We start from the raw sequence: 20,209 nt of genomic DNA, 5'->3' as shown, positions 1-20,209 counted from the left end.
CCGTTATTTGGGTCAGTCCAGTGTGTTCTTGTATATCACACCGTCCTTCATAATCAGTCGGATCGTTTCCGGGCTTTCCGGCCTCGGGTCGGCGCCAAACCATTGATCCCCGGTTCCAACGACGGAAAAGTCTTCAAGTGGGTTTCCGTCGATCAGCAGGATATCAGCATAGGCCCCTTCCTCGATAACGCCCAGATTGCCTTCGGGATAGGGGTTCATGAACGGTCCGGACAAAGCGGCGATTTCACCGCCAGTAGATGTCATTGCGACCAACGATGCGTGAGAGCCAAAGAACTCATTATTGAGATGTTTTTCATAGGCAATTTGAATATTGCAGGCAGCTACAGAACCTACGCAATCCGTGTGAAACCCTCTTTTAGCTGGGCACTCATTCATGTTTTTTATGTAGTCGCCGAAAGCCTGCGTGGCGGACTGTGCCTTTCGTAAGCTGGCTGGGACATCTCGAATGGCAGGAATATCGAAGAGATTTGGATCAAATGCCGTGAGATTGGTTGTGATGTAGGCTCCTTTCTCTTCCATCAGCGCTGATATTTCACAATCAAACATGAAACCGTGTTCAATTGATCGCACACCAGCATTCAGTGCCGCCATGATCGTTTCCTTGCGGTAGGAATGGGCCATGACGTAGCTTTCGTATTCGTTGGCAACCTGCACGGCCGCTTCTAACTCTGCCGTCGATCCAGCCAATAACTGCCACGGGTCAAACACTGAAACTACACCGCCTGATTGCATGTACTTCAGTTGTGTTGCTCCCATCCGAAAGTTGTTACGAGCAAACTTGTACATTTCGGAGACACTGTCGACTTCTTGGGCCATATTCAGACGGCTGAAATTTGAAGACTGGCCAACAGGTGCTGTAAAGTTGGCGAAATCAGCATGGCCACCACGCGTACTTAGAAAAGCAGCCGCAGGGTAGAAACGCGGCCCGACAATAGTCCCGGTGTCGATTGCGCGGCGAAGCCCTCCATTAGCGCCACCTGCATCTCTTACGGTGGTAAAGCCTTGCATTAAGTACATCTCAGCCATTTGAGTGCCGTGAATCGCGAGGTCTTCCCAAGTGCTGTTGGCTTCCATTGCGGGCAACGTGGGTCCTGGCAGCATCAGGTGTGCATGATTTTCGATGAAGCCGGGGGTCAGTGTCCGCCCTTCTCCGTCAATAACCGTAGCATTGGGGGCATCAATCACTTCAGTTGATACGGCCTTAATCAGGTTGCCCTCGACCAATACGCTGGCATTCTCGATACGTTGGTCATTCACGCCATCAAAGACGTGCACATTGGTGAACAGCGTTTGAGGATCTTCTTGATCCTGAGCCTGCGCAGCCACCGAAAAACCAAAAACTGCCGCGACCATTACCGCCGGGCAAAGGGATATTCGCATGTTGGTCATAGGTCTTCCCTTCACATTCACGTTTTACCGAACGTAGCCCGAAAACTCTTGGGCGGGTTGCCACTTTTGGATTAACATGTGCGAATGTGACCGCAAAAAAGGCCACTGAACGAAACCATTGGTTTAAAAAAGGGTGACGGACGTGCCACTCAGCTCCACTTCTGAAGCGCATAGCGAAGGCTTTATCCGCCTCGCGCTGGCCGCCCCGTTTCTGCAATATCTCACCGACCGCAGGATCAATCCGCAACCGGCCTTGGATCAGGTCGGCTTGAAGGCCGACCTGCTGTCCGACCCATCTGTCTATGTCCACTCGGAACTGGTCTATGGTCTGTTGAATGCCTTCTCAGAGTTGTCAGGGGATCGATACCTTGGCCTGAATGTAGGAGAGACATTTGACCTGCAAGGATGGCCGCCGTTCGCTCGGTCGTTGCAATCCTCGAACACTCTGTTCGAGTTTTTTGCCCGGTTCGTCAGGCTTGTGCCACAAGAGTCCAACTCCGTGCGGCACAGCCTTGTCGTGGAAGCAGACAAAGCGATCTATCGGATCGCGCGGCAACAGGAACCAACCGTTCCGCCCGTTCAGGTTACCGGGTTCGGGGCTGCCATCTATGTGCGCCTGTTGCAAAGCGTGGTCGGAAACGCGTGGGATCCGTCCCGGGTGCGATGGGAAAGCAGATACATCCTTGGCTTGCCACGCGGTTACAAAGGTATCGAAGTCGGTCTTGGACCCAACCCCGGAATGCAGATCAGTTTTCCCGTGGAATGGTTGTTTCTACACCATGCGGCAGAGGAGTCCGAAGCGCCGACAGCCACGATTCGACACAATGAAGACGTCACCGTAGTGGCCGCTTTGCGGTCTGTCCTGCGTGGAAAACTGGATGAGTCAGAGCTGGGGCCGGAGGTTGTGGCCGGATTGCTGGGTATCCAGCCCGAGCGGTTCCTGAAAGCACTTCAGAAACATCAGACAACACTTCCCCGAGAGGTAAGGCGTCTGCGGGTCGATGTCGCCAAGAAGCACCTCAGAGAAAGCAAAATGACAGTTGCCGAGATCGGCCTCATGCTTGGCTATTCCGACAAGTCCCACTTCACTCGGTTTTTTCGAAACCAGACCGGTGTGACGCCAACCAAATTCCGCCTTGGATAGCACCTGCGCTGCGAATGGGCGGGTTGGCGTTCCACTGCTTCTCTCATGTGTGTCCACCAAGGGATGGCAAGAGTTTTTGCCACGGTCATGGAGCCAATGCCAAGGGTTGAAAAAGCTGTTGCCCCACGGTCCTTTTGGCAACGCATGCGCCGTCACGCATGCCTGTTGCGGCTCGATCGGACGTGACTTTGAAGACGGCAGGAGAGGATATGCCCTTGAACCGTTCCGCAGTTTATGCAACTTCAAATCGCTGACAACGCCAAGCATTTCTAAGAAATCGTGCGCTTGGCGGTAATGCAAGACGGCGTCTTGGTGCATCTGCGGATTGGAAAATGCGCTTCGGTTATGCCGAAGATGTCAGGAGTTCGAGTGTCTCATCACCCACCTTTTTGCCTTCAAAATTTCGACGCTCAAACACGCTTGAATCGTCGCGGCAGAGTTGCAACCGGTTGCAAGTTCAGGTCGATGATGCATAATGCTCGGGCAATGCCAGACTTATCTGTTTTCCTGCCTCGCTGTAATCGGAGTCCCGCAGCGTGAGCGTGACCCTGAAAGACGTGGCCGCCTTGGCCGGTGTATCGCGATCTGCGGTGTCGCGCACCTTTACCGAAGGTGCCTCGGTTTCCGCAAAAACGCGCAGCAAGGTTGAAAAGGCCGCGCGAGAGCTGGGCTACAGCCCCAATGCTCTGGCTTCGTCGCTGACGACCGGGCGCACCAAACTGATCGGGTTGATTTCGAACAACTTTCACAACCCGATCTTTCTGGAAGTCTTCGACCAGTTTACACGCGCCTTACAGGAACGCGGCCTGCGCCCGCTGATCGTGAACCTGACGGACGAGACCGAGCCCGCCAATTCCGTACGCATGCTGCGGCAATATTCGGTGGATGCGGTGATCGTCGCCTCGTCGACCTTGCCGCCCAGCTTTGCCAAAGCGTTCCACGATGCGGGCGTGCCGGTTGTGCACACGTTCGGCCGGTCTGCCACCTCGCCCGAGGTGCATGTGGTCGGGATCGACAATGTGGAATGCGGCCGCATGGCCGCGCGCGAGCTGGTCGCGCGGGGTTATGCCAGCGTGGGCTATCTGGGCGGGCCGCAGGATGCGACCTCGTCCCTGGACCGGCAGCGGGGCTTTTTCGAGGAAATGGCCAACCATCCGCAGATTCCCGTCAACCACTCCTTCGCCGGAGCTTATTCCTTCGAGGCCGGCCGGGCCGAGATGCTGCGCCTGCTGGCGGGTGATCCGGCGCAGGCCTATTTCTGCGGCGACGACATCCTGTCGATCGGGGCGCTGTCGGCGCTGGCCGATCACGGGCTGAAACCGGGCACCGATATCGGGATCATCGGCCTGAACGACATGGAGATGTCGCGCTGGGAATATATCAACCTGACGACTATCCATCAGCCGATCAAGCAGATCATCACCTCGTCGGTCGATCTGGTGGAAGAGATGCTGAAGGCGCCCGATCGCTACCCCGAGGCACGGATTTTCCCCTGCCGGGTGGTCGAGCGGGGCACGTTGCGGCCCCGCCCCTGATCAGCGGAACATCGGCGGGCGGGCGTCCTGCCAGGCACCATCTGCTTTGCCCGACGCAACAGCCGCGTGCACCGCTGCGATCGATCGCACGCCATCCGCTGCGGTGGGCAGGCCATCCCGGCTTTCACCGCGGATCGCATCCGCCAGATCGCAATAAATATTGGCTACAGCCAGCGGGAAGCCTTCGGGGTGCGCGATGGCGACCCGAGACAGGCGCTGCACTTCATCATGAAGCCCCCCCTCGCCCTTTTCGATGATCTGGGTGCGCCCTCCTACCGGGGTGTAGATCAACTGGTTGGGTTGCTCTGACGCCCAGCGCAACCCGCCGGTTTCGCCAAAGACCTGAATGTCAAAGCCATGCTGGCGCCCGATCGCCACAGAAGATGTCCAAAGACGCCCGACTGTGCCGCTTTCCATCCGGAAGTTGATCATTGCATCGTCTTCCAGTTCCCGGCTTGCGATCGTTGAGGCCATATCAGCCGAAAGCGTCTTCACCTCATCATCGCAGATAAAACTGGCCATATGCAGGGCGTGGATACCGCAATCGGCGAACTGCCCGGAAACCCCTGCCATCGCAGGGTCATAGCGCCAGCGCACGCGCGGATTGTCCGCATCGGTGGCATCCCCATGATGGCCGTGGCTGAAATTGGTCACCACAAGACGCACCTGTCCGATTTCGCCTGAGCGCACCATAGCGCGGGCCTGCCGCACCATCGGATAGGCGGAATAGCAATAGTTCACCGAGCAGATCTTTCCCGACGCTTCGGCGACGCGGACTATTTCCTCACCCTCTTCTACAGTCATGGTCATCGGTTTTTCACACAAGACATTGAAGCCCGCCTCAAGATAGGCCTTGGCGATCTCGAAATGCGTCGAATTCGGAGTGGCGATTGTCACCAGATCGATCCGGTCTTCACGGTCCTTCTCACCGGCCAGCATCTCTTGCCAGTCGCCATAGGCGCGATCAGCGGCAACACCCAATCGCTGCGCGTATTCCCGGCCCGCTTCGGGCCGGTGATCCAGCGCGCCTGCGGCAAATTCAAACAGCCCGTCAGCCTGTGCCCCCAAGCGGTGCGCGGGGCCAATCTGGCTGCCTTCACCACCACCGATCATGCCCCATCTCAACTTAGCCATGGTCATCGTCTCTCATTAGAACTTTTTTGTTTGAGCGATCAGAAATCACGGATGTCTTTCCACTGCCGCTGCTCGGACGATGCCAAGGCGGCCGCAAGCACCCGGTTGACCTCATGCCCGTCGCGAAAGGTGGGCCAAGTGGCCGTTCCGGTGTGGACGGCCTGAAGAAAGTCTTTGGCCTCGATAATGATCTGGTCCTGATAGCCCGTTCCGTGGCCCGGACCCTGGCAGAAGGGCTCGTAATCCGGATGCGCCGGTCCGGTCAGGATTTTTGTGAACCCACGGGACGCTTCGGGTCCTTCCCGCTTGTAGAGCCACAGCGCGTTCTGGTCTTCCTGATCGAACCGGATGGCGCCCTTTGTTCCCGATATTTCATAAGCATAGCCCATTTTCCGCCCCGTCGCGACGCGGCTGAAATACAGGTTGCCCATAACCCCGTTTTCAAAACGACACATCATCTGGGCATGATCATCATTTGTCACTTCACCACCCGGTCGGGTTTTGTGAACCGTTTCAACATCCGCCATCACACGCGCGATCGGTCCAACCAGCGCCAATGCACCGTTGACCATATGCGGTGCCAGATCTCCGATGGCGCCATTGGCCATGCCCGTCGTACGCCAGGAGGCAGAAGCGTGCGGGTCGGCATAGAAATCCTCGGTATGCTCCCCCCGGAACCAGGTGATATCCCCGATTTCACCATTTGCAATAAGCTGGCGTGCGTATTGCGTCGCAGGCGTACGAACATAGTTGAACCCCACCATGTTGACCGCGCCCGACGCTTCGGCAGCAGCAACCATGGCCAGACTGTCCTCAAGCGATGCGCCCAATGGTTTTTCACACAAGACCGGTTTACCCAGTGCAAAAGCTGCTTCGGCAATCTGACGATGTGTCGATTGAGGCGAGGCGATGACGATTGCCTGAACCCTGGAATCCTCAACCAATACCCGCCAATCATCGGTCGCTCGGTCAAAACCGTAGGCCGTCCTGTAACGTTGGGCGCTTTCGGGGCTGGAGGCACAGATGACCTCGAGCCGGGGTCTCAATGCCGTGTTGAACACCGCGCCGACCGCTGACATGGCCACGGAATGGGCCTTGCCCATATAGCCGCCGCCGACGATTCCAATTCCGATTTCAGGCATCTGCAACGGCTCCGAACATATCATTTGCAACCGGTTGCAAAATCAGTATCGTGTGAATCGATTCAACGCAAGGTCCAAACTTTGCCGACCCATTCTGCCGGAGGACAAAACTTGAGCGTTTTGATGGATGGTATCAAAGGAAACCGTTTCGCCGTTCTGGGGCGTGCGGGTATGGACCTTTACGCAGACCCAATTGGCGTCAAAAGCGAGGATGCCAGCACGTTTCATGCCGACCTTGGTGGTTCTTCTGCCAACATTTGTGCCGGGCTGGTCAAGTTGGGCAGCGAGGCGTCGCTGATCACGTCCGTCTCGAACGATGCGATTGGGCGGTTCTGCCTCAACCGGTTGCGGCATTACGGGGTGGACACATCCTATATCCGCATTCTGGGCGGCGAATACCGCATGTCTTTGGCCGTGTACGAAAGCCGGATCGAGGACTTTCAGAATGTGATCTATCGCAACGGGGCCGTTGATTTCCAAGTCACGAAAGAGGATATGGACAGGGTCGATTATTCATCTTTCTCGGCAATCATCTCGGCTGGAACGGTCTTTGCGTCCGAACCGTCGCGCAGCGCCACATTCCAGGCCTTCGAGAACGCCCGAAGCGCAGGCCTGCCGATCATCTTCGACATCGATTACCGTCCGTACAGCTGGCCCTCGGCCGAGGTGGCTGCCGAAGTTCTGTCGCGGGCTGGCGAAGCCAGCGACCTGATCGTCGGCAATGACGAAGAATTCGGATTCATGGCCGGCGGCATCGAAAAGGGTTTTGCCAAAGCGCAGGAACTTGCCCAAAAACCGGGTCGGATCGTCATCTACAAGATGGGCGAAAAAGGTGCTGTCACCTTTGTGGACGGGCAAGAGCTGCGAACCGGTATTTACCGGGTTACGGCCGTCAAACCCAACGGGGCTGGCGACAGTTTCATGGCCGGGCTGCTGGCCTCGATCGCGGCGGGGCACGATCTGAAAGACGCCGTCATGCGCGGTTCGGCCTGCGCGTCGATCGTGGTGTCGCATCCCGGTTGCGCACCCGCCATGCCAACGACACCAGAACTGGACGCGTTCCTCGCTTCGCATCCCGGCCCGACCACATAGGAGAGTACCATGCATATCGCGCCCTATGACAATCGGAACAAACCCATCGTAGACGCCGATGATCCGACCGTTCCGCTGAACTATTTCAACATCGTCAAACTGAACATAGGTGAGGCGTTCGAATACCAGGTGCCGGGCTACGAGACCTGCATCGTGCCCGCCACCGGCAGCGTCGACGTGGACGTCGAAGGCGTGCGCTTTGCCCATCTGGGCAACCGGGGCGAGGATGTCTGGGATGGCGAGCCCGAGGGCGCCTATGTCCCGTCGGGGGCACGGGCGCAGATGGTCTGCGTGTCAGAGGCTGCCGAGGTGTTCGTGGCAGGCGCAAAGTATGACAAGGTGCTGGATCCGTTCGACGTGCGCGAGCACGACCTGGTGCAATACGGCAGCGACGACACCAAGACCCACCGCAAAATCAAGCACATCCTCGGCCAGAAACAGCATGACAAGGTCGGTCGCCTATTGGTGAGCGAGCTGTTCACCGTCGGTCAGGGCGGCTGGTCGGGCTTTCCCAGCCACAAGCACGACACCAACCGCCTGCCGGACGAGACCCGGCATGACGAAACCTACAATTTCCGCTTCAAACCCAACTGGGGCTCGGGCCTACAGATGCTGCAACGCGAGGACAACGAGCCGGGCGATGCCTATCACATCGTCGATGGCTCCACGATCTGCATCGACAAGGGCTATCACCCGTGCTGCGTGCTGCCGGGATACGAGATGTATTACTTCACCATCCTCGGCGGGCTGACCCAGCGGTCGCTGGTACAGTATTTCCAACCCACCCATGCCTATCAGATCGAAACGATCCCGGGCATCAAAGACATGATCGCCAAATTCAAATGACCCTCGTTACACTCAAAGACGTCCTGCAACCCGCCTACGAACAGGGCTATGCCATCGGCGGCCTGGTGACGCTGGGCTGGGAGGACATGCGCGCCTATGTCGCCGCCGCCGAGGCCGAGAACGCCCCGGTGATCCTGCAAGCCGGACCCAGCTGCCGCGAGCACACCCCGCTGCCGATCCTGGGCAAGATGTTCCGGTATCTGGCCGAAAACGCCTCGGTGCCCGTGGTGGCGCATCTGGACCACGGCTATACCTTCGAGGACTGCAAGATCGCGCTCGACAGCGGGTTCACCTCGCTGATGTTCGACGGGTCGCGCAAGCCCTTGCAGCAGAACATCGATGAAACCGCCGCGATTGCCGAAATGGCCCATGCCGCCGGGATCTCGTGCGAGGGCGAGATCGGCTTCGTCGGCTATTCCGGCGGTGAAGGTTCCAACGGCACGGATCCCGAGGAAGCCGCGAAGTTTGCCCGCGACAGCGGCGTGGACGCGATGGCAATCTCGGTCGGAAACGTCCACCTTCAGCAAAAAAAGGAAGGTGGTCTGGACGAAAACCGCATACGCCAGATCGACTCCATGACCGACGTTCCACTGGTCATCCATGGCGGATCGGGTGTGCCGGTCGAACAGCGCGCGCGGCTGGCGCGTGAAACCGCGATCTGCAAATTCAACATCGGGACCGAGCTGCGCATGGCCTTCGGCACCGCCCTGCGCGAGGCCGTAAACCGCGACCCCGACCGGTTCGACCGGGTAACGATCCTGAAGGAAACGCACGACTCGGTTGAGGCTGCTGCCCGCACGGTGATCCGCGCCTTTGGTGCGCCACCGCAGCGGTAACGCTCAGAGCGTGAATGCCGACCGGAAGGCGTTTAGCGCGTCTTCCGGGTCGCCTGCGGCGAAGGCTTCCATCCCGACCGGGCCGCGATAGCCCAATTCGTTCAACGCACGCGCCACGGCGGCATAGTTGATCTCACCGGTTCCGGGCTCGCACCGACCGGGATTGTCGGCCACCTGCACCTCTCCGATCCAGGGCAGGCATTTTTCACACCAGCGGATCAGATCCCCCTCGCCGATCTGGGTATGGTAGAGGTCGAGATTGATCCGCAACCGCGGACGATCAACCGACGAAACCAAGGAAAGCACGTCCGCCGTTGACCCGAACGGACAGCCTGGATGGTCCAGCAGGTTCAGGTTTTCAAGCGTGAACACCACATCTTCGGCCTGGGCCAGATCACAGATCCGGTTCAGGGTGTCCCTGGCCTTGAGCCACATCGGCCCTGTGACCTCGTCATGTTGCCAGATCGGTATGCCACCATCACCCAACCCGGTGCCGTGCAGATTCAGACGCGCAACGCCCAGACGCTTGCCGACCTGAATTGTTTCGGCCGCCGAGGCCAGCAGCATCTCGGCCCCGTCATCGTCGGCCAGCCGCCCCTGAAGATAGCCGTTCATGATGGTGAAACTGGCGCCGGTTGCGACCAGTCTGGGAATATCGAGCTCCGGCCAGTTCCACAGCCCGACACCGAACCCCATCTCGGCCAGCCGGGCGGCGCGCCAATCCATCGGCCTGTCCAGCCACAGCATCTCGGCACAGGCCGCAAGTTGAAACGGTTGAGGCATTGATTTCTCTTTCGGTATGGAAAGACTTAGATCGACCCGCCTTCGACCATGAAGTTCCCGGCACTGCACATGGCCGCGTCGTTTGAGGCCAGAAACAGCACCATCCGCGCCACATAGACCGGGTCGATCGGGTCGGGCAGGCACTGACGGTCGATCTGCTTGGCCAGAGCCTCGGGGGTGACCCACAGATCTTTCTGGCGCTGGGTCATGATCCAGCCGGGCACGACCGTGTTGACGCGGATACGGTGATCGCCCAGCTCGCGCGCCATGGTGCGGGTCAGTCCATGCACAGCGGATTTGGCGGTGGCATAGGCAGGGAAACCCGCCCCGGCCTCCCACCACGAATTCGAGCCGATATTGATGATCGAACCTGCACCCCTGGCGATCATTCCGGGTGCCACCGACTGAATGGCAAAGAACATGTGGCGGATATTTGTCGCCATGCGCTCATCCCAGTAGTCAGGCGTGACGTCGCGCCAGTCGTGCCGGTCATCCCGGGCCGCGTTGTTCACCAGAACACCCGCCTCGCCCAGCTCTTCAACCAATTGCCCTATTGCGGCGTTCATCTCGTCAATGTCGCGAAGATCGCATTGGGCGAATGCATGCTCTCCGTCCAGTTCGGAAAGCAAAGCAAGCCCGGCATCGGCGTTGAGGTCCAAAAACCCAACCTTTGCCCCCTGTTCGGCAAAGGCCCGAACGGTTTCCGCGCCAATTCCGCCGGCGCCGCCGGTGATGAAAACAGTCTTCCCTGCGAGGCTTGGGTAATTGGCAAAAGTTTGGCTCATCCGTCACGCTCCATGATCCATTCGACCTCGGGGGCCGGCACGAACCGCCATTTCCGCAGCGGTCCGGCCATGACGTTCAGATAATACATCTCGAACCCATAGGGCGCACCGCAAGGGTGATGGCCACGCGGGACAGTCACAACGTCGCCATCGGATACCGCCATCGTCTCATCCAACTGGCCGTCATCGGTGTAAACCCGCTGGATCCCAAATCCGTTCGACGGGTTCAGGCGGTGGTAGTAGGTCTCTTCCAGATAGGTGATGTGGGGATAGTCATCTTCGTCGTGGCGGTGGCTGGGATAGGACGACCAGTGGCCGTTCGGCGTGAACACCTCGGTCACCAGCAGGCTGTCGGCGTAATCCTCGGCCTCCATCGCGATGTTGTTAATATAGCGTGTGTTTGCACCCTTTCCACGTTCAGTCAGGGTTATCCCGTCCGGACCGATCCGCCGGGCCTCGTGGCCGCCCTTGCCCGGGGCTGAACACACGGCGATCACACAATCGGTTTCGGCCACGGCCTCCCATTCGGTTCCGTTCGGCAGATAAAGGCAATGAGGCGGGGTCTTTTCAAAGACGTTCATCCGCTCGCCCAACACGCCCCAGTCCTGACCTGCCCCGGTGATCCGCGCCTTGCCTTCGACCATCACAAGGATGACTTCGCGATCCGCGGTCACTTCGTTTGCGCGATCCCCGGCCTTTAGCTGATAAAGCCCAAAGCCCACGTATTTCCATCCAGCGCTTGACGGAGTGATGTCATGTACCTTGCCGCGGGTTCCGATCGGTTTCTTCAGCAGGTCTGCCATTCTTGATCTCCTTCTTGGGCGGCCCCCGAGTGCCCGCCTGTGTTGTATTCAGGCAGCTTGCCTTTGGTTCCGGGCCGATAGGGACTGGGCCAGCTGCGCCTGAGTCCATCTTTCCGCAACCGCGCGACGCAGAATATCCGCTTGGCTTTCCGGCGCATTGCCCCCGACCGGGGGGTCCGTGTCCAGATTGGTCGGGAAGGGATAGCCCTCAGCCGTGGCCGCAATTGCAGCCTCCACCTGCGCTGTGTCCAGCGCCCCGCGCTGTTTTAAGGCGATCAGTGACGGGAACACCGCCACGGACATCGCCCGCCGATCCACCGACTCCATCGCGCGCCCGAAGGCAGATGAGATTTGCAGCAGGTTTGCCATGCGATTGATGTTGGCGCTGCTGTTCGCGCCCGCCGAATGGAACAGCGCCGGATTGAAGAACACCGCGTCACCCTTTTCCAATGGCAACTGGATACAGCTGTCTTCGAAATGCGCCCGGTGTGCTTCATCGTGGAACGCCAGATAGCCCGGCGGGTAGAGCTGCGAGAACGGTAACAACTTGGTCGGCCCGCTTTCCACCGGCATGTCACAATGCGCAACCGCCCCTTGCAGGGTCAGCGAGGCCGTCACCAGATGAGCCTGTGCCGGATAACTGGCCGCGCTTTCGGCGCTTTGAAACCCAAGGTGATAATCCCGATGCGCCTGTTGCGCCTTGCCACCGGGGCGCACCTGATTGATCTGAGCGGTCACCTGATAGTTCGGGCCAAGCCATGCCTCGCAAGCCGCTGCAATGGCCACATTCCCGAAATAAAGCGCAAAGCCCTCGGGGTCGCGCAGGCATTGCTTTTGCAGCGCGTTCCACACCCGGTCATTCGCGCCCGAGGCGGCAAAATGATCGCCCTCACCGGCGCCACCCTGGCGTTCTTCTTCGATGATTTCACGAAACACATCCGTCGCCCGATCAATGATCGACGTGTCGGGATACGCCCCCTTCAAGGCGATCACACCGGCGGATTTGCCCAGCACCCGGCCCCATTCCGCCAGCAAGGCCCTGCGCGTATCAGGCCGTTCCAAACCGGGGCTCACTGCTTGCATATCATAGACGGGCACGTTCTTTTCGACCGAGGCGGCAAAAGGCATCGCCTCGGCGGAAAGGGTCTGCGAGGTCAACACCTTGAATTCGTCCAGATCACAGGATTCCCGGTCGAAATAGCCGACATATCCAAGGTCCTGTTGTACCATGACGCGCTCCTCTCTGATGGCTTCGGTGTTGCCCCGTTTGGGGTGGTGATTTATGGGGTGATCTTCAGCCCGGCCTTGCCGCAGACCTCGACGATGTGGTCATAGCCCATTTTCGAGTACTCGTAGGGCGGCGCCTTGGCCGGGTCCTGCTCTGCCTCGACCACGATCCAGCCGCTGTAATCCATTGCTTTCAGTGCATTGGCCACGGCCTGAAAGTCGATGCAACCATCGCCCGGCACGGTGAACGCGCCCGCGATCACCGCATCCAAAAAACTGCGATTGTTCTCACGCGTGTCCTGTACGATTTCAGGGCGGATATCCTTGAAATGCACGTGATGCACCCGGTCGCCCCAACGGTTCAGCGTGGCCATCACATCGCCGCCACCAAACAGCAGATGGCCGGTATCGAAACACAGGCTCAATTCGGGGCCTGACCCCTCCATCAGCCAGTTCACCTCATCTTCGCTTTCGATGATCGTGCCCATGTGATGGTGATAGGCCATCGGCATGCCCTGATCTGCCATCCATTTGGCAAGCTCGGTCAGCTTCCCCGCATAGGCCAGAACCTCGTCCCGCGACAGTTTGGGGCGATCATTGACAGGTGTTCCAATCTGTCCCTGGACGGTATTGGAGCATTCGGCATAAACGATGCACGGGCTGTTCAGCGCAACGAATTGTTCGACTTGTTCGCGCACGACGGCGATCTCGGAGTGCAGGTCGTTAACCAGCGTGCTGCCCGAGCACCACCCCCCACACAGCGCGATGTCATTTACGTCCAGATAGGCCCGCAACCCTTCGGTGTCGGCGGGCATCCTCTGGCCGCGTTCGACACCTGTATAGCCGATCTCGCGCGCTTCTTTCAGCGCCTGCTCCATCGTGTAAGCTGCGGTCAGGTCCGGCAGGTCGTCATTCTGCCAGGCAATCGGAGAGATACCGATCTTCACGCTCATTTCGTGTTTCTTTCCTTGATGGCGACTTCATAGGCCGCGCGTTTTTCATTCACTTCGGGGCGGGTGCTGACCTCGGGCACCGCCACTTCCCACCAGGTTCCGCCATATTCGGTCGATGGGTAGGGATCGGTGTCGATCACCACGACATAGGGGCCTTTGACCTCATCGCGTTTGGCCAGCGCGTCTTCGAGCTCGGCAATTGAACTGACCTTGACCGAAGTCGCCCCCATCGCTGCCGCATGGGCGGCAAAATCGATGGCTGATTTTGTCTCGTGCACAGTGTGGTCGAGAAGGTTGTTGAACTCGGCCCCGCCTGTCCCCATTTGCAGACGGTTGATGCACCCAAACCCGCGGTTGTCCGTGACGACAACAGTGAACGAAATCCCCATCATCGCCGCCGTCGCCATTTCCGAGTTAGCCATCATATAAGTGCCGTCACCGGTAAAGCAGATCACGTCGCGGTCGGGCTGGGCTATCTTGATGCCCATGGCACCGGCGATCTCATACCCCATGCAGCTGAAACCATATTCCATGTGATAGGCTCCGGGGCGTGGTGCCTTCCAAAGCTTGTGCAGCTCACCCGGCATCGTTCCGGCAGCGCACATCGCAACAGTGTTTTCCTTGGCGGCCCGCTGCACGGCGCCGATCACCTGCATATCCGTGGGAAGTGCATTGCTGTCCGCAGGGGCATCCGTCAGCGCATCAACTTTGCCGAACCAATCAGATTTCAATGCCGCGGGCAGATCCGGTGCGCGATGGCCGCCCAGCGCTTCGCTGAGTTCATCCAGACCAACCCGAGCGTCGGCCTGCAACGGCATCGCTCCGTGCTTCTCTGCGTCATAGGCGGCGGTGTTCAGGCTGATCAATTCCCGCTCGCGGTTCGCAAACAACCCCCATGACCCGGTGGTGAAGTCCTGAAACCGGGTGCCGACGCCCAGCACAAGATCCGCCCTTGCGCAGATGTCGTTGGCAGGTTCCCCCCCGGTGACACCAACAGGACCAAGGTTGAGCGGATGATCCCAGGCCAATGCGGACTTGCCGGCCTGTGTCTCGGCCACGGGGACATTGTGTGCCTCGGCAAAACGCTGCAACGTGGCGGTTGCGTCCGAATAATGCACACCTCCGCCGGCAACGATAACGGGGCGCTTGGCGGCCTTGATCGCGGCAACGGCGCGCGCCAGTTCCCCCTCATCCGGGCGAATGCGGCGCTGATACCAGACGCGCGGCTCAAAGAAGCTTTCGGGATAGTCATAAGCTTCGGCCTGCACATCCTGACAAAAGGCCAGCGTCGCCGGGCCGCAATCCGCCGGGTCCGTCATCGTGCGGAAAGCGCGCGGCAGAGCCGTCAGCAGATGTTCCGGGCGGGTGATGCGGTCGAAATACCGGCTGACCGGTCTGAAACAATCATTCGCACTGATGGTTCCATCCGAGAACACTTCGGGTTGCTGCAAAACCGGATCGGGGCCACGCGTCGCAAATACATCGCCGGGCAGCAACAAAACAGGCAGACGGTTCACGTGGGCCAGAGCAGCGGCCGTGACCATGTTGGTGGCCCCCGGTCCGATCGACGATGTCACCGCCATGGCGCGTTGCCGACCCAACTGCTTGGCATAAGCAATAGCGCTGTGTGCCATGGTCTGTTCGTTGTGACCGCGATAGGTGGGAAGACTGTCTTTCACCCCATGCAGCGCCTCGCCCAGACCGGCCACGTTGCCATGGCCGAAGATCGCCCACACACCTGCGATGAACGGCTCTCCGGCCTCGTTCATCTGCGCGCCCAGATAGCGCACCAGAGCCTGCGCCGCGGTCAATCGGACTGTTTTGCTCATCATGATCCCTTTCAACTCGGAGCCGCCATCGGCGGTCCGCGGGTTTTCTCATTTGCGAAGGTGTCAGGCCTTTTGCCAGAGCCTGAAATCAGAGTGGCGTCAGGTGCCACCGCCCGATGGATGCCCCCCGTGAGGGCATCCGAGTGTCTTGCTTTAGACAGTACCGCCCAGCGATCCCTCAAGCTCGGCCATTTCCTGACCACCGGCCATCAGGTCCTGCAACTCTTCGGGTGTGATTTCACCGCGTTTGGCAGTGCCCAGAGTTTTGCCGCGGTTCAGTACGGTAAAACGATCGCCCACCGCCAGCGCATGGCGCACGTTGTGGCTGATGAAAACCACGCCGACACCCTGGCTGCGCACCCGGTCGATCGTGGCAAGAACATTCGACGTCTGACGCACACCAAGCGCCGAGGTCGGTTCGTCGAGGATCAGGATCTTGGCGCCGAAATACACCGCCCGCGCGATGGCCACCGTCTGACGTTCGCCGCCGGACAATGTCCCAACCGCCTGATCCGGCGCGCGCAGATTGATGCCCATCTTGCGCATCTCTTCCATGCAGACTTCGTTTGCATGATCCACATCGAACCGCTTGAGCAACCCTTTGCCCTTTGTGGGTTCGCGCCCCATGAAGAAATTGCGCGTCACGCTCATCAGCGGGATCATCGCAAGATCCTGAAACACGGTCGCGATGCCCGCTTCCATCGCGTCACGCGGCGTGTCGAAATGCAACGGCTGGCCTTCGAACAAAATCTCGCCCTTGGTGGGTTTGTGAACCCCGGACATGGTCTTGATGAAGGTGGACTTGCCCGCGCCGTTGTCGCCCAGCAGGCAATGGCATTCCCCGGGCTTGACGTCAAAGCTGACGCCAGCAAGTGCGATGATATTGCCAAAGTGCTTTTCGATGTCTTTCATCTGAACGATGGGCGCCTGATCATCGACGGCATCGCCATGGTGGAACTTGGTGTCTTCGGTCATATCAGCGCTCCCCGGTTACGCGCTTGCGGATCGCGTTGTTGAACAGAACGGCAATCAACAGCATGGCACCCAGGAAGACCTGGAACCAATCCTGATCAAAGTCGGTATAGGTCAGTCCGATGACGACCATTCCAAAGATGATCGAGCCGAAGAAAGCCCCGATGGCCGAGCCGTATCCGCCGGTCAGCAGGCAGCCGCCGATCACCGCGGCGATGATCGCCTCGAATTCTTTCTGGAACCCCCGCCGCGCATCAGTCGAGCCTGCGTCCATGACGGTAATGATCGCCACAAGGGCGGCACAGCACGCCGTCAGCATGAACAGTGAAACCTTGACGCGGTTCACCGGTACACCCGAATTGGATGCAGCCGTGCTGTCACCACCCGAGGCGAAAATCCAGTTCCCTACCGGGGTACGCAGCAGCACGTAGGTCGCCGCCAGTGTAATGACGATGAACCACAGGATTTCGACCGGAATACCCGGGACCTTGGGCGCGCCGCTTTTGAATGTATCGATCATGCCGTTGGCGGCCAGCCATGCGAACAGGCTGCCGAATGCTTCGCCCGAAAAGAAGGGGGCCAGCCAGTCGTTTTCGACCGCGTCGCGCACGCCGCGCAGTTGGGTCGAACCGCCTGTCGCCATTTTCAGCCCCACCAGTGACAGGCCACGAAGGATGAACAGAAACGCCAGCGTTACAATGAACGAAGGCAGGCCCGAACGGATCACGATATTGCCGTTGACCGCACCGACACAGGCCGCAAATACGAATGTCATTGGGATGGCAAAGATCAGCGGCAATTGCCAGGTCACGACGCAGACGCCGAAAAACAGCCCCGAGAACGCGACCATCGATCCGATCGACAGGTCGAACTCTCCACCGATCATCAGCAGTGCCGCACCGATCGCCAGGATACCCAACTGTGCCGCAGGGGTCATGAAGTTCATGACACCGGCAAGAGTGAACATCGATTCATCTGCGGTGATCGCAAAGAACACGAATACCAGAACCGCCCCTGCAATGGCGCCCAGCTCGGGTCTTTTCATCAGTTTGGTCAGGAACGGTTCTTTCTTGACCCTTTCGTCCGACAGGACGGGCGCTGATTCACTCATGGTTTCCTCCCAATTCGGTGAGACCGGCGCGTTGGCGCCGATCCTGTTGTTTGTCGGATCGCGCCGAAATCAGCGGATACCCTGCGCGGACAGTTCGATGACCTGTGCGGCCTTGTCCTGAGTGATCAGGTTCGGACCCGAAGGCACGTCGCCGCCCGGCATCAGGCCGTATTTGGCGTGCAGACCCATGAAGTTCACCGACAGGTAGCCCTGAAGGTACTGCTGCTGGTCAATGGCAAAGGCCGCGTCACCATCCACGATTGACTGGAGGAAGTTGGCCGACAGGTCGAACGAGGCAACATTCAAATCCCGCCCCGAGGCTTTGGCCGCGGCGACCGAAGGCTCGCCGGCCGAGCTCGCGCCCAGCGCCATAACGGTATCGACGCTTTCGTCAGCGGCCAGCGCGGCGGCAACTTTGGACTCGATCTCGGACGGATCGTTCGAGGTCGGCAGAACGGTTACTTTACCGCCAAACCCTTCGGTGAAGCCTTCACAGCGCAGGTCAAGTGATACGTTGCCGACCTCGTGGTTGACACAGATCGCATTGGTTCCACCCATCGAGGCCAGCTTTTCACCAGCCGCCTTGCCCGCATCATATTCGTCCTGACCCACATGCAGCAGAGCGCCCAGTTCCTTGGCCACTTCCGCACCCGAGTTGATCGAGATCACCGGGATACCGGCGGCAACCGCACGTTCGATTGAGGGGCCAAGCGCATCGGCATCCGGGATCGAGACGATCAGTCCGTCAGGCTCCTGGTTCACGGCGGCGTCGATCAGCTGCGACATGGCAACCATGTCAAAGGTCTCAGGTGCACGATATTCCACATTCACACCGACATCTTTTCCGGCCTGCTCTACGCCGTTCTTCACGACGTTCCAGAATGCGTCATTGGCCTGGCCATGCGACACGACCACGATTTCCTGCGCAAATGCAGGTGTGGCCAAGGCCAGTGCCCCCGCAGCAAGCGCGCCTTTAACGAATTTCTTCATTTCAGTTTCCTCCCAATGGTTCAGTCTGATCTTCTGTCGGGGTACCGGCCCCAATCATCCGGCTGTGCCGAATCTCAGTGGCTGCGGCGCTGGGCCGAGCTGGTATTAGTTTGAAGAATTTCGATCATTTTGCAACCGGTTTCAAAATCTCTTCCATCCGAACGGGCTTTCCCGTCTGCGCTGACAGGGTCGCGGCCTCGGCCATCGCCAGCGCTGCAACACCGTCCTTCAGCGTGACCGGAACTTCGGATCCACTTTCAACAGCGTCGACAAATGCGGCCCATTCCACACGGTAAGCAGGCATGTAGCGTTCCAGGAAGAAATAGGTCGGCTTGGCCCCCACCACACCGTCCGCCGTTGACTTTACGACAGTGTTTTCCAGCATGTTCTGAGCCTGTAGCAACCCCTCGGACCCCAGCAGTTCGACCCGCTGGTCATAGCCATAGGCCGCGCGCCGCGAATTCTTGATGACCGCGATGCGGCCATCCGCGTAAGTCATTGTAACTGCAGCTGTATCCACATCCCCCGCGGCGCCGATTTCAGCATCCACAAGCGAGGACCCAACCGCCGAGATCGTTTCGGGAACGTCCCCCATCAGGAAGTTAGCCATGTCAAAATCATGGATCATCATGTCCCGAAACAAACCGCCAGACACCTTTACGTAGCTGACTGGTGGTGGCGCCGGGTCAAAAGATGTGATCGACAGGAGCTCTGCCTTGCCGATCTCACCCGCATCCAACCCCGCCTTCAAGGTCGCAAAATTGGGATCAAATCGCCGATTGAACCCTATCATGACCGGCTTGCCGCGTTCCGCGACGGTATTCAGACAATCCGAGGCGCGCTTCAGGTCCAAATCAACTGGCTTTTCACACAGGACGGCTTTTCCTGCGCCTGTCGCTGCTTCAATCAGGTCAGAATGCGTATCTGTTGGAGTTGCAATCAGAACCGCGCCGATTTCCGGATCCGCAATGATCTCTTCGGAACTGCGCGCCTCGGCCCTATGATCACTGGCAAGGCTGGCCGCGGCCTCGGTCAAGGCATCGGAAACAGCAATGAGTTTGCTGCCCGGATGCGATGCAATCGCCTGCGCATGAACACGCCCGATGCGCCCGGCACCCAACAATCCGACGTTCAACATACAGATCTCCCGAATCTTGTTGTTGCGCGCAACAATGATTCTATTTGCAACCGGTTGCAATATTTTTTTCACAACCTTGGCGCTTTTGCGGCCCAGGCCCCATATCACCCTGAAAAATTCGCGTTATGATCCCGGATCCTGATCCGCCGGCTGCAACCCACACGCTGAAATCCGCGCATTGGCCATCCTACGGGAATCCCCCAATTTCGGAACATGGTGAATCAGGTTAATGTTTGGTTAAGGAACACACACTACCACTCTGTGACCCCTTAGAAGGGCTGGCATGACCCCCTCGTCCAGCCCTTCATACCTTACCCGACAACCGCGAAGAAACAGCCCGCATTGCGGCCTGACGTGTTCATCGAAATCGAAATTCGAGAATGGCGATCCCTGAAGGACTCGAACCCTCAACCTGCTGATTAGAAGTCAGCTGCTCTATCCAGTTGAGCTAAGGGACCGCTGCACCCTTCTTGCGGTTT

18 protein-coding genes and 1 tRNA gene are annotated in these 20,209 nt (G+C 58.9%); 5 read left to right on the top strand and 14 right to left on the bottom strand.

Annotation, left to right across the window (positions count from 1 at the left end):
• Nucleotides 1-12 precede the first annotated feature (12 nt).
• Complete coding sequence (locus I9184_RS18065; RefSeq protein WP_209835331.1) at nt 13-1,410, bottom strand: amidohydrolase family protein; 1,398 nt, start codon at nt 1,408-1,410, stop codon at nt 13-15.
• Between the two features lie 142 nt (nt 1,411-1,552).
• On the opposite strand from I9184_RS18065, the gene I9184_RS18060 reads away from it, so the two are divergent.
• Complete coding sequence (locus I9184_RS18060; RefSeq protein ID WP_171725064.1) at nt 1,553-2,554, top strand: AraC family transcriptional regulator; 1,002 nt, start codon at nt 1,553-1,555, stop codon at nt 2,552-2,554.
• A gap of 536 nt (nt 2,555-3,090) precedes the next feature.
• Nucleotides 3,091-4,089: a LacI family DNA-binding transcriptional regulator gene (locus I9184_RS18055; RefSeq protein WP_171638007.1), complete on the top strand. Its 999-nt coding sequence runs from the start codon at nt 3,091-3,093 to the stop codon at nt 4,087-4,089.
• Here I9184_RS18055 and I9184_RS18050 read toward each other — a convergent pair whose 3' ends face one another.
• The gene (locus I9184_RS18050; RefSeq protein ID WP_171725065.1) at nt 4,090-5,223 is read right to left on the bottom strand and encodes a Gfo/Idh/MocA family oxidoreductase; all 1,134 of its coding nucleotides are present in this window, start codon (nt 5,221-5,223) and stop codon (nt 4,090-4,092) included.
• Between the two features lie 38 nt (nt 5,224-5,261).
• Nucleotides 5,262-6,365 (bottom strand): Gfo/Idh/MocA family oxidoreductase, encoded by a 1,104-nt coding sequence (locus I9184_RS18045; protein ID WP_209835330.1) that lies wholly within the window; start codon nt 6,363-6,365, stop codon nt 5,262-5,264.
• A gap of 123 nt (nt 6,366-6,488) precedes the next feature.
• On the opposite strand from I9184_RS18045, the gene iolC reads away from it, so the two are divergent.
• Genes iolC through I9184_RS18030 form a run of 3 tightly spaced genes read left to right on the top strand, consistent with a single transcriptional unit; the run spans nt 6,489 to nt 9,139 of the window.
• On the top strand, nt 6,489-7,457 hold the full coding sequence (gene iolC / locus I9184_RS18040) for a 5-dehydro-2-deoxygluconokinase (RefSeq protein ID WP_209835329.1): 969 nt from the start codon (nt 6,489-6,491) through the stop codon (nt 7,455-7,457).
• Nucleotides 7,458-7,466: 9 nt separating this feature from the next.
• A complete protein-coding gene (locus tag I9184_RS18035; protein ID WP_171638014.1) occupies nt 7,467-8,303 on the top strand; it encodes a 5-deoxy-glucuronate isomerase in 837 nt (278 codons plus the stop codon).
• Nucleotides 8,300-9,139: a class II fructose-bisphosphate aldolase gene (locus I9184_RS18030; RefSeq protein ID WP_209835328.1), complete on the top strand. Its 840-nt coding sequence runs from the start codon at nt 8,300-8,302 to the stop codon at nt 9,137-9,139. Before I9184_RS18035 ends, I9184_RS18030 begins: the two co-directional genes overlap by 4 nt.
• A gap of 3 nt (nt 9,140-9,142) precedes the next feature.
• Here the strand turns inward: I9184_RS18030 and I9184_RS18025 are convergent, their stop codons facing one another.
• From I9184_RS18025 to I9184_RS17975, 11 genes are all read right to left on the bottom strand, one after another.
• A complete protein-coding gene (locus I9184_RS18025; RefSeq protein WP_209835327.1) occupies nt 9,143-9,922 on the bottom strand; it encodes a TIM barrel protein in 780 nt (259 codons plus the stop codon).
• 26 nt (nt 9,923-9,948) lie between these two features.
• Complete coding sequence (locus I9184_RS18020; RefSeq protein WP_171638020.1) at nt 9,949-10,707, bottom strand: SDR family oxidoreductase; 759 nt, start codon at nt 10,705-10,707, stop codon at nt 9,949-9,951.
• Nucleotides 10,704-11,510 carry a 5-deoxy-glucuronate isomerase gene (iolB, locus tag I9184_RS18015; RefSeq protein WP_209835326.1) on the bottom strand — a complete coding sequence of 269 codons (807 nt, stop codon included), beginning with the start codon at nt 11,508-11,510 and terminating at the stop codon, nt 10,704-10,706. The genes I9184_RS18020 and iolB overlap by 4 nt, the downstream gene beginning before the upstream one ends.
• A gap of 48 nt (nt 11,511-11,558) precedes the next feature.
• Nucleotides 11,559-12,740, bottom strand: coding sequence for a phytanoyl-CoA dioxygenase family protein (locus I9184_RS18010; RefSeq protein ID WP_209835325.1), 1,182 nt, complete (start codon nt 12,738-12,740; stop codon nt 11,559-11,561).
• 50 nt (nt 12,741-12,790) lie between these two features.
• Nucleotides 12,791-13,690 (bottom strand): myo-inosose-2 dehydratase, encoded by a 900-nt coding sequence (iolE, locus tag I9184_RS18005; protein WP_209835324.1) that lies wholly within the window; start codon nt 13,688-13,690, stop codon nt 12,791-12,793.
• Nucleotides 13,687-15,519, bottom strand: a complete 1,833-nt coding sequence (iolD, locus tag I9184_RS18000; protein ID WP_209835323.1) for a 3D-(3,5/4)-trihydroxycyclohexane-1,2-dione acylhydrolase (decyclizing) — start codon at nt 15,517-15,519, stop codon at nt 13,687-13,689. The genes iolE and iolD overlap by 4 nt, the downstream gene beginning before the upstream one ends.
• A 153-nt stretch (nt 15,520-15,672) precedes the next feature.
• Entirely contained in the window at nt 15,673-16,494 is an 822-nt protein-coding gene (locus tag I9184_RS17995) for an ATP-binding cassette domain-containing protein (protein WP_152459131.1), read from the bottom strand.
• 1 nt (nt 16,495) lies between these two features.
• A complete protein-coding gene (locus tag I9184_RS17990; protein ID WP_171118992.1) occupies nt 16,496-17,602 on the bottom strand; it encodes an ABC transporter permease in 1,107 nt (368 codons plus the stop codon).
• A 69-nt stretch (nt 17,603-17,671) separates the two neighbouring features.
• Nucleotides 17,672-18,592, bottom strand: a complete 921-nt coding sequence (locus I9184_RS17985; RefSeq protein ID WP_171638033.1) for a sugar ABC transporter substrate-binding protein — start codon at nt 18,590-18,592, stop codon at nt 17,672-17,674.
• A gap of 124 nt (nt 18,593-18,716) precedes the next feature.
• On the bottom strand, nt 18,717-19,730 hold the full coding sequence (gene iolG, locus I9184_RS17980; RefSeq protein WP_209835322.1) for an inositol 2-dehydrogenase: 1,014 nt from the start codon (nt 19,728-19,730) through the stop codon (nt 18,717-18,719).
• A 381-nt stretch (nt 19,731-20,111) separates the two neighbouring features.
• Nucleotides 20,112-20,188, bottom strand: a tRNA-Arg gene (locus I9184_RS17975).
• Nucleotides 20,189-20,209 lie beyond the last annotated feature (21 nt).

The sequence above is a fragment of the Ruegeria sp. HKCCE3926 genome (assembly GCF_017872515.1).
Taxonomy (GTDB): Bacteria; Pseudomonadota; Alphaproteobacteria; order Rhodobacterales; family Rhodobacteraceae; genus Ruegeria.
Note: the sequence above shows the minus strand (reverse complement) of the source record. Positions and strands in the feature narration are given on the sequence as shown.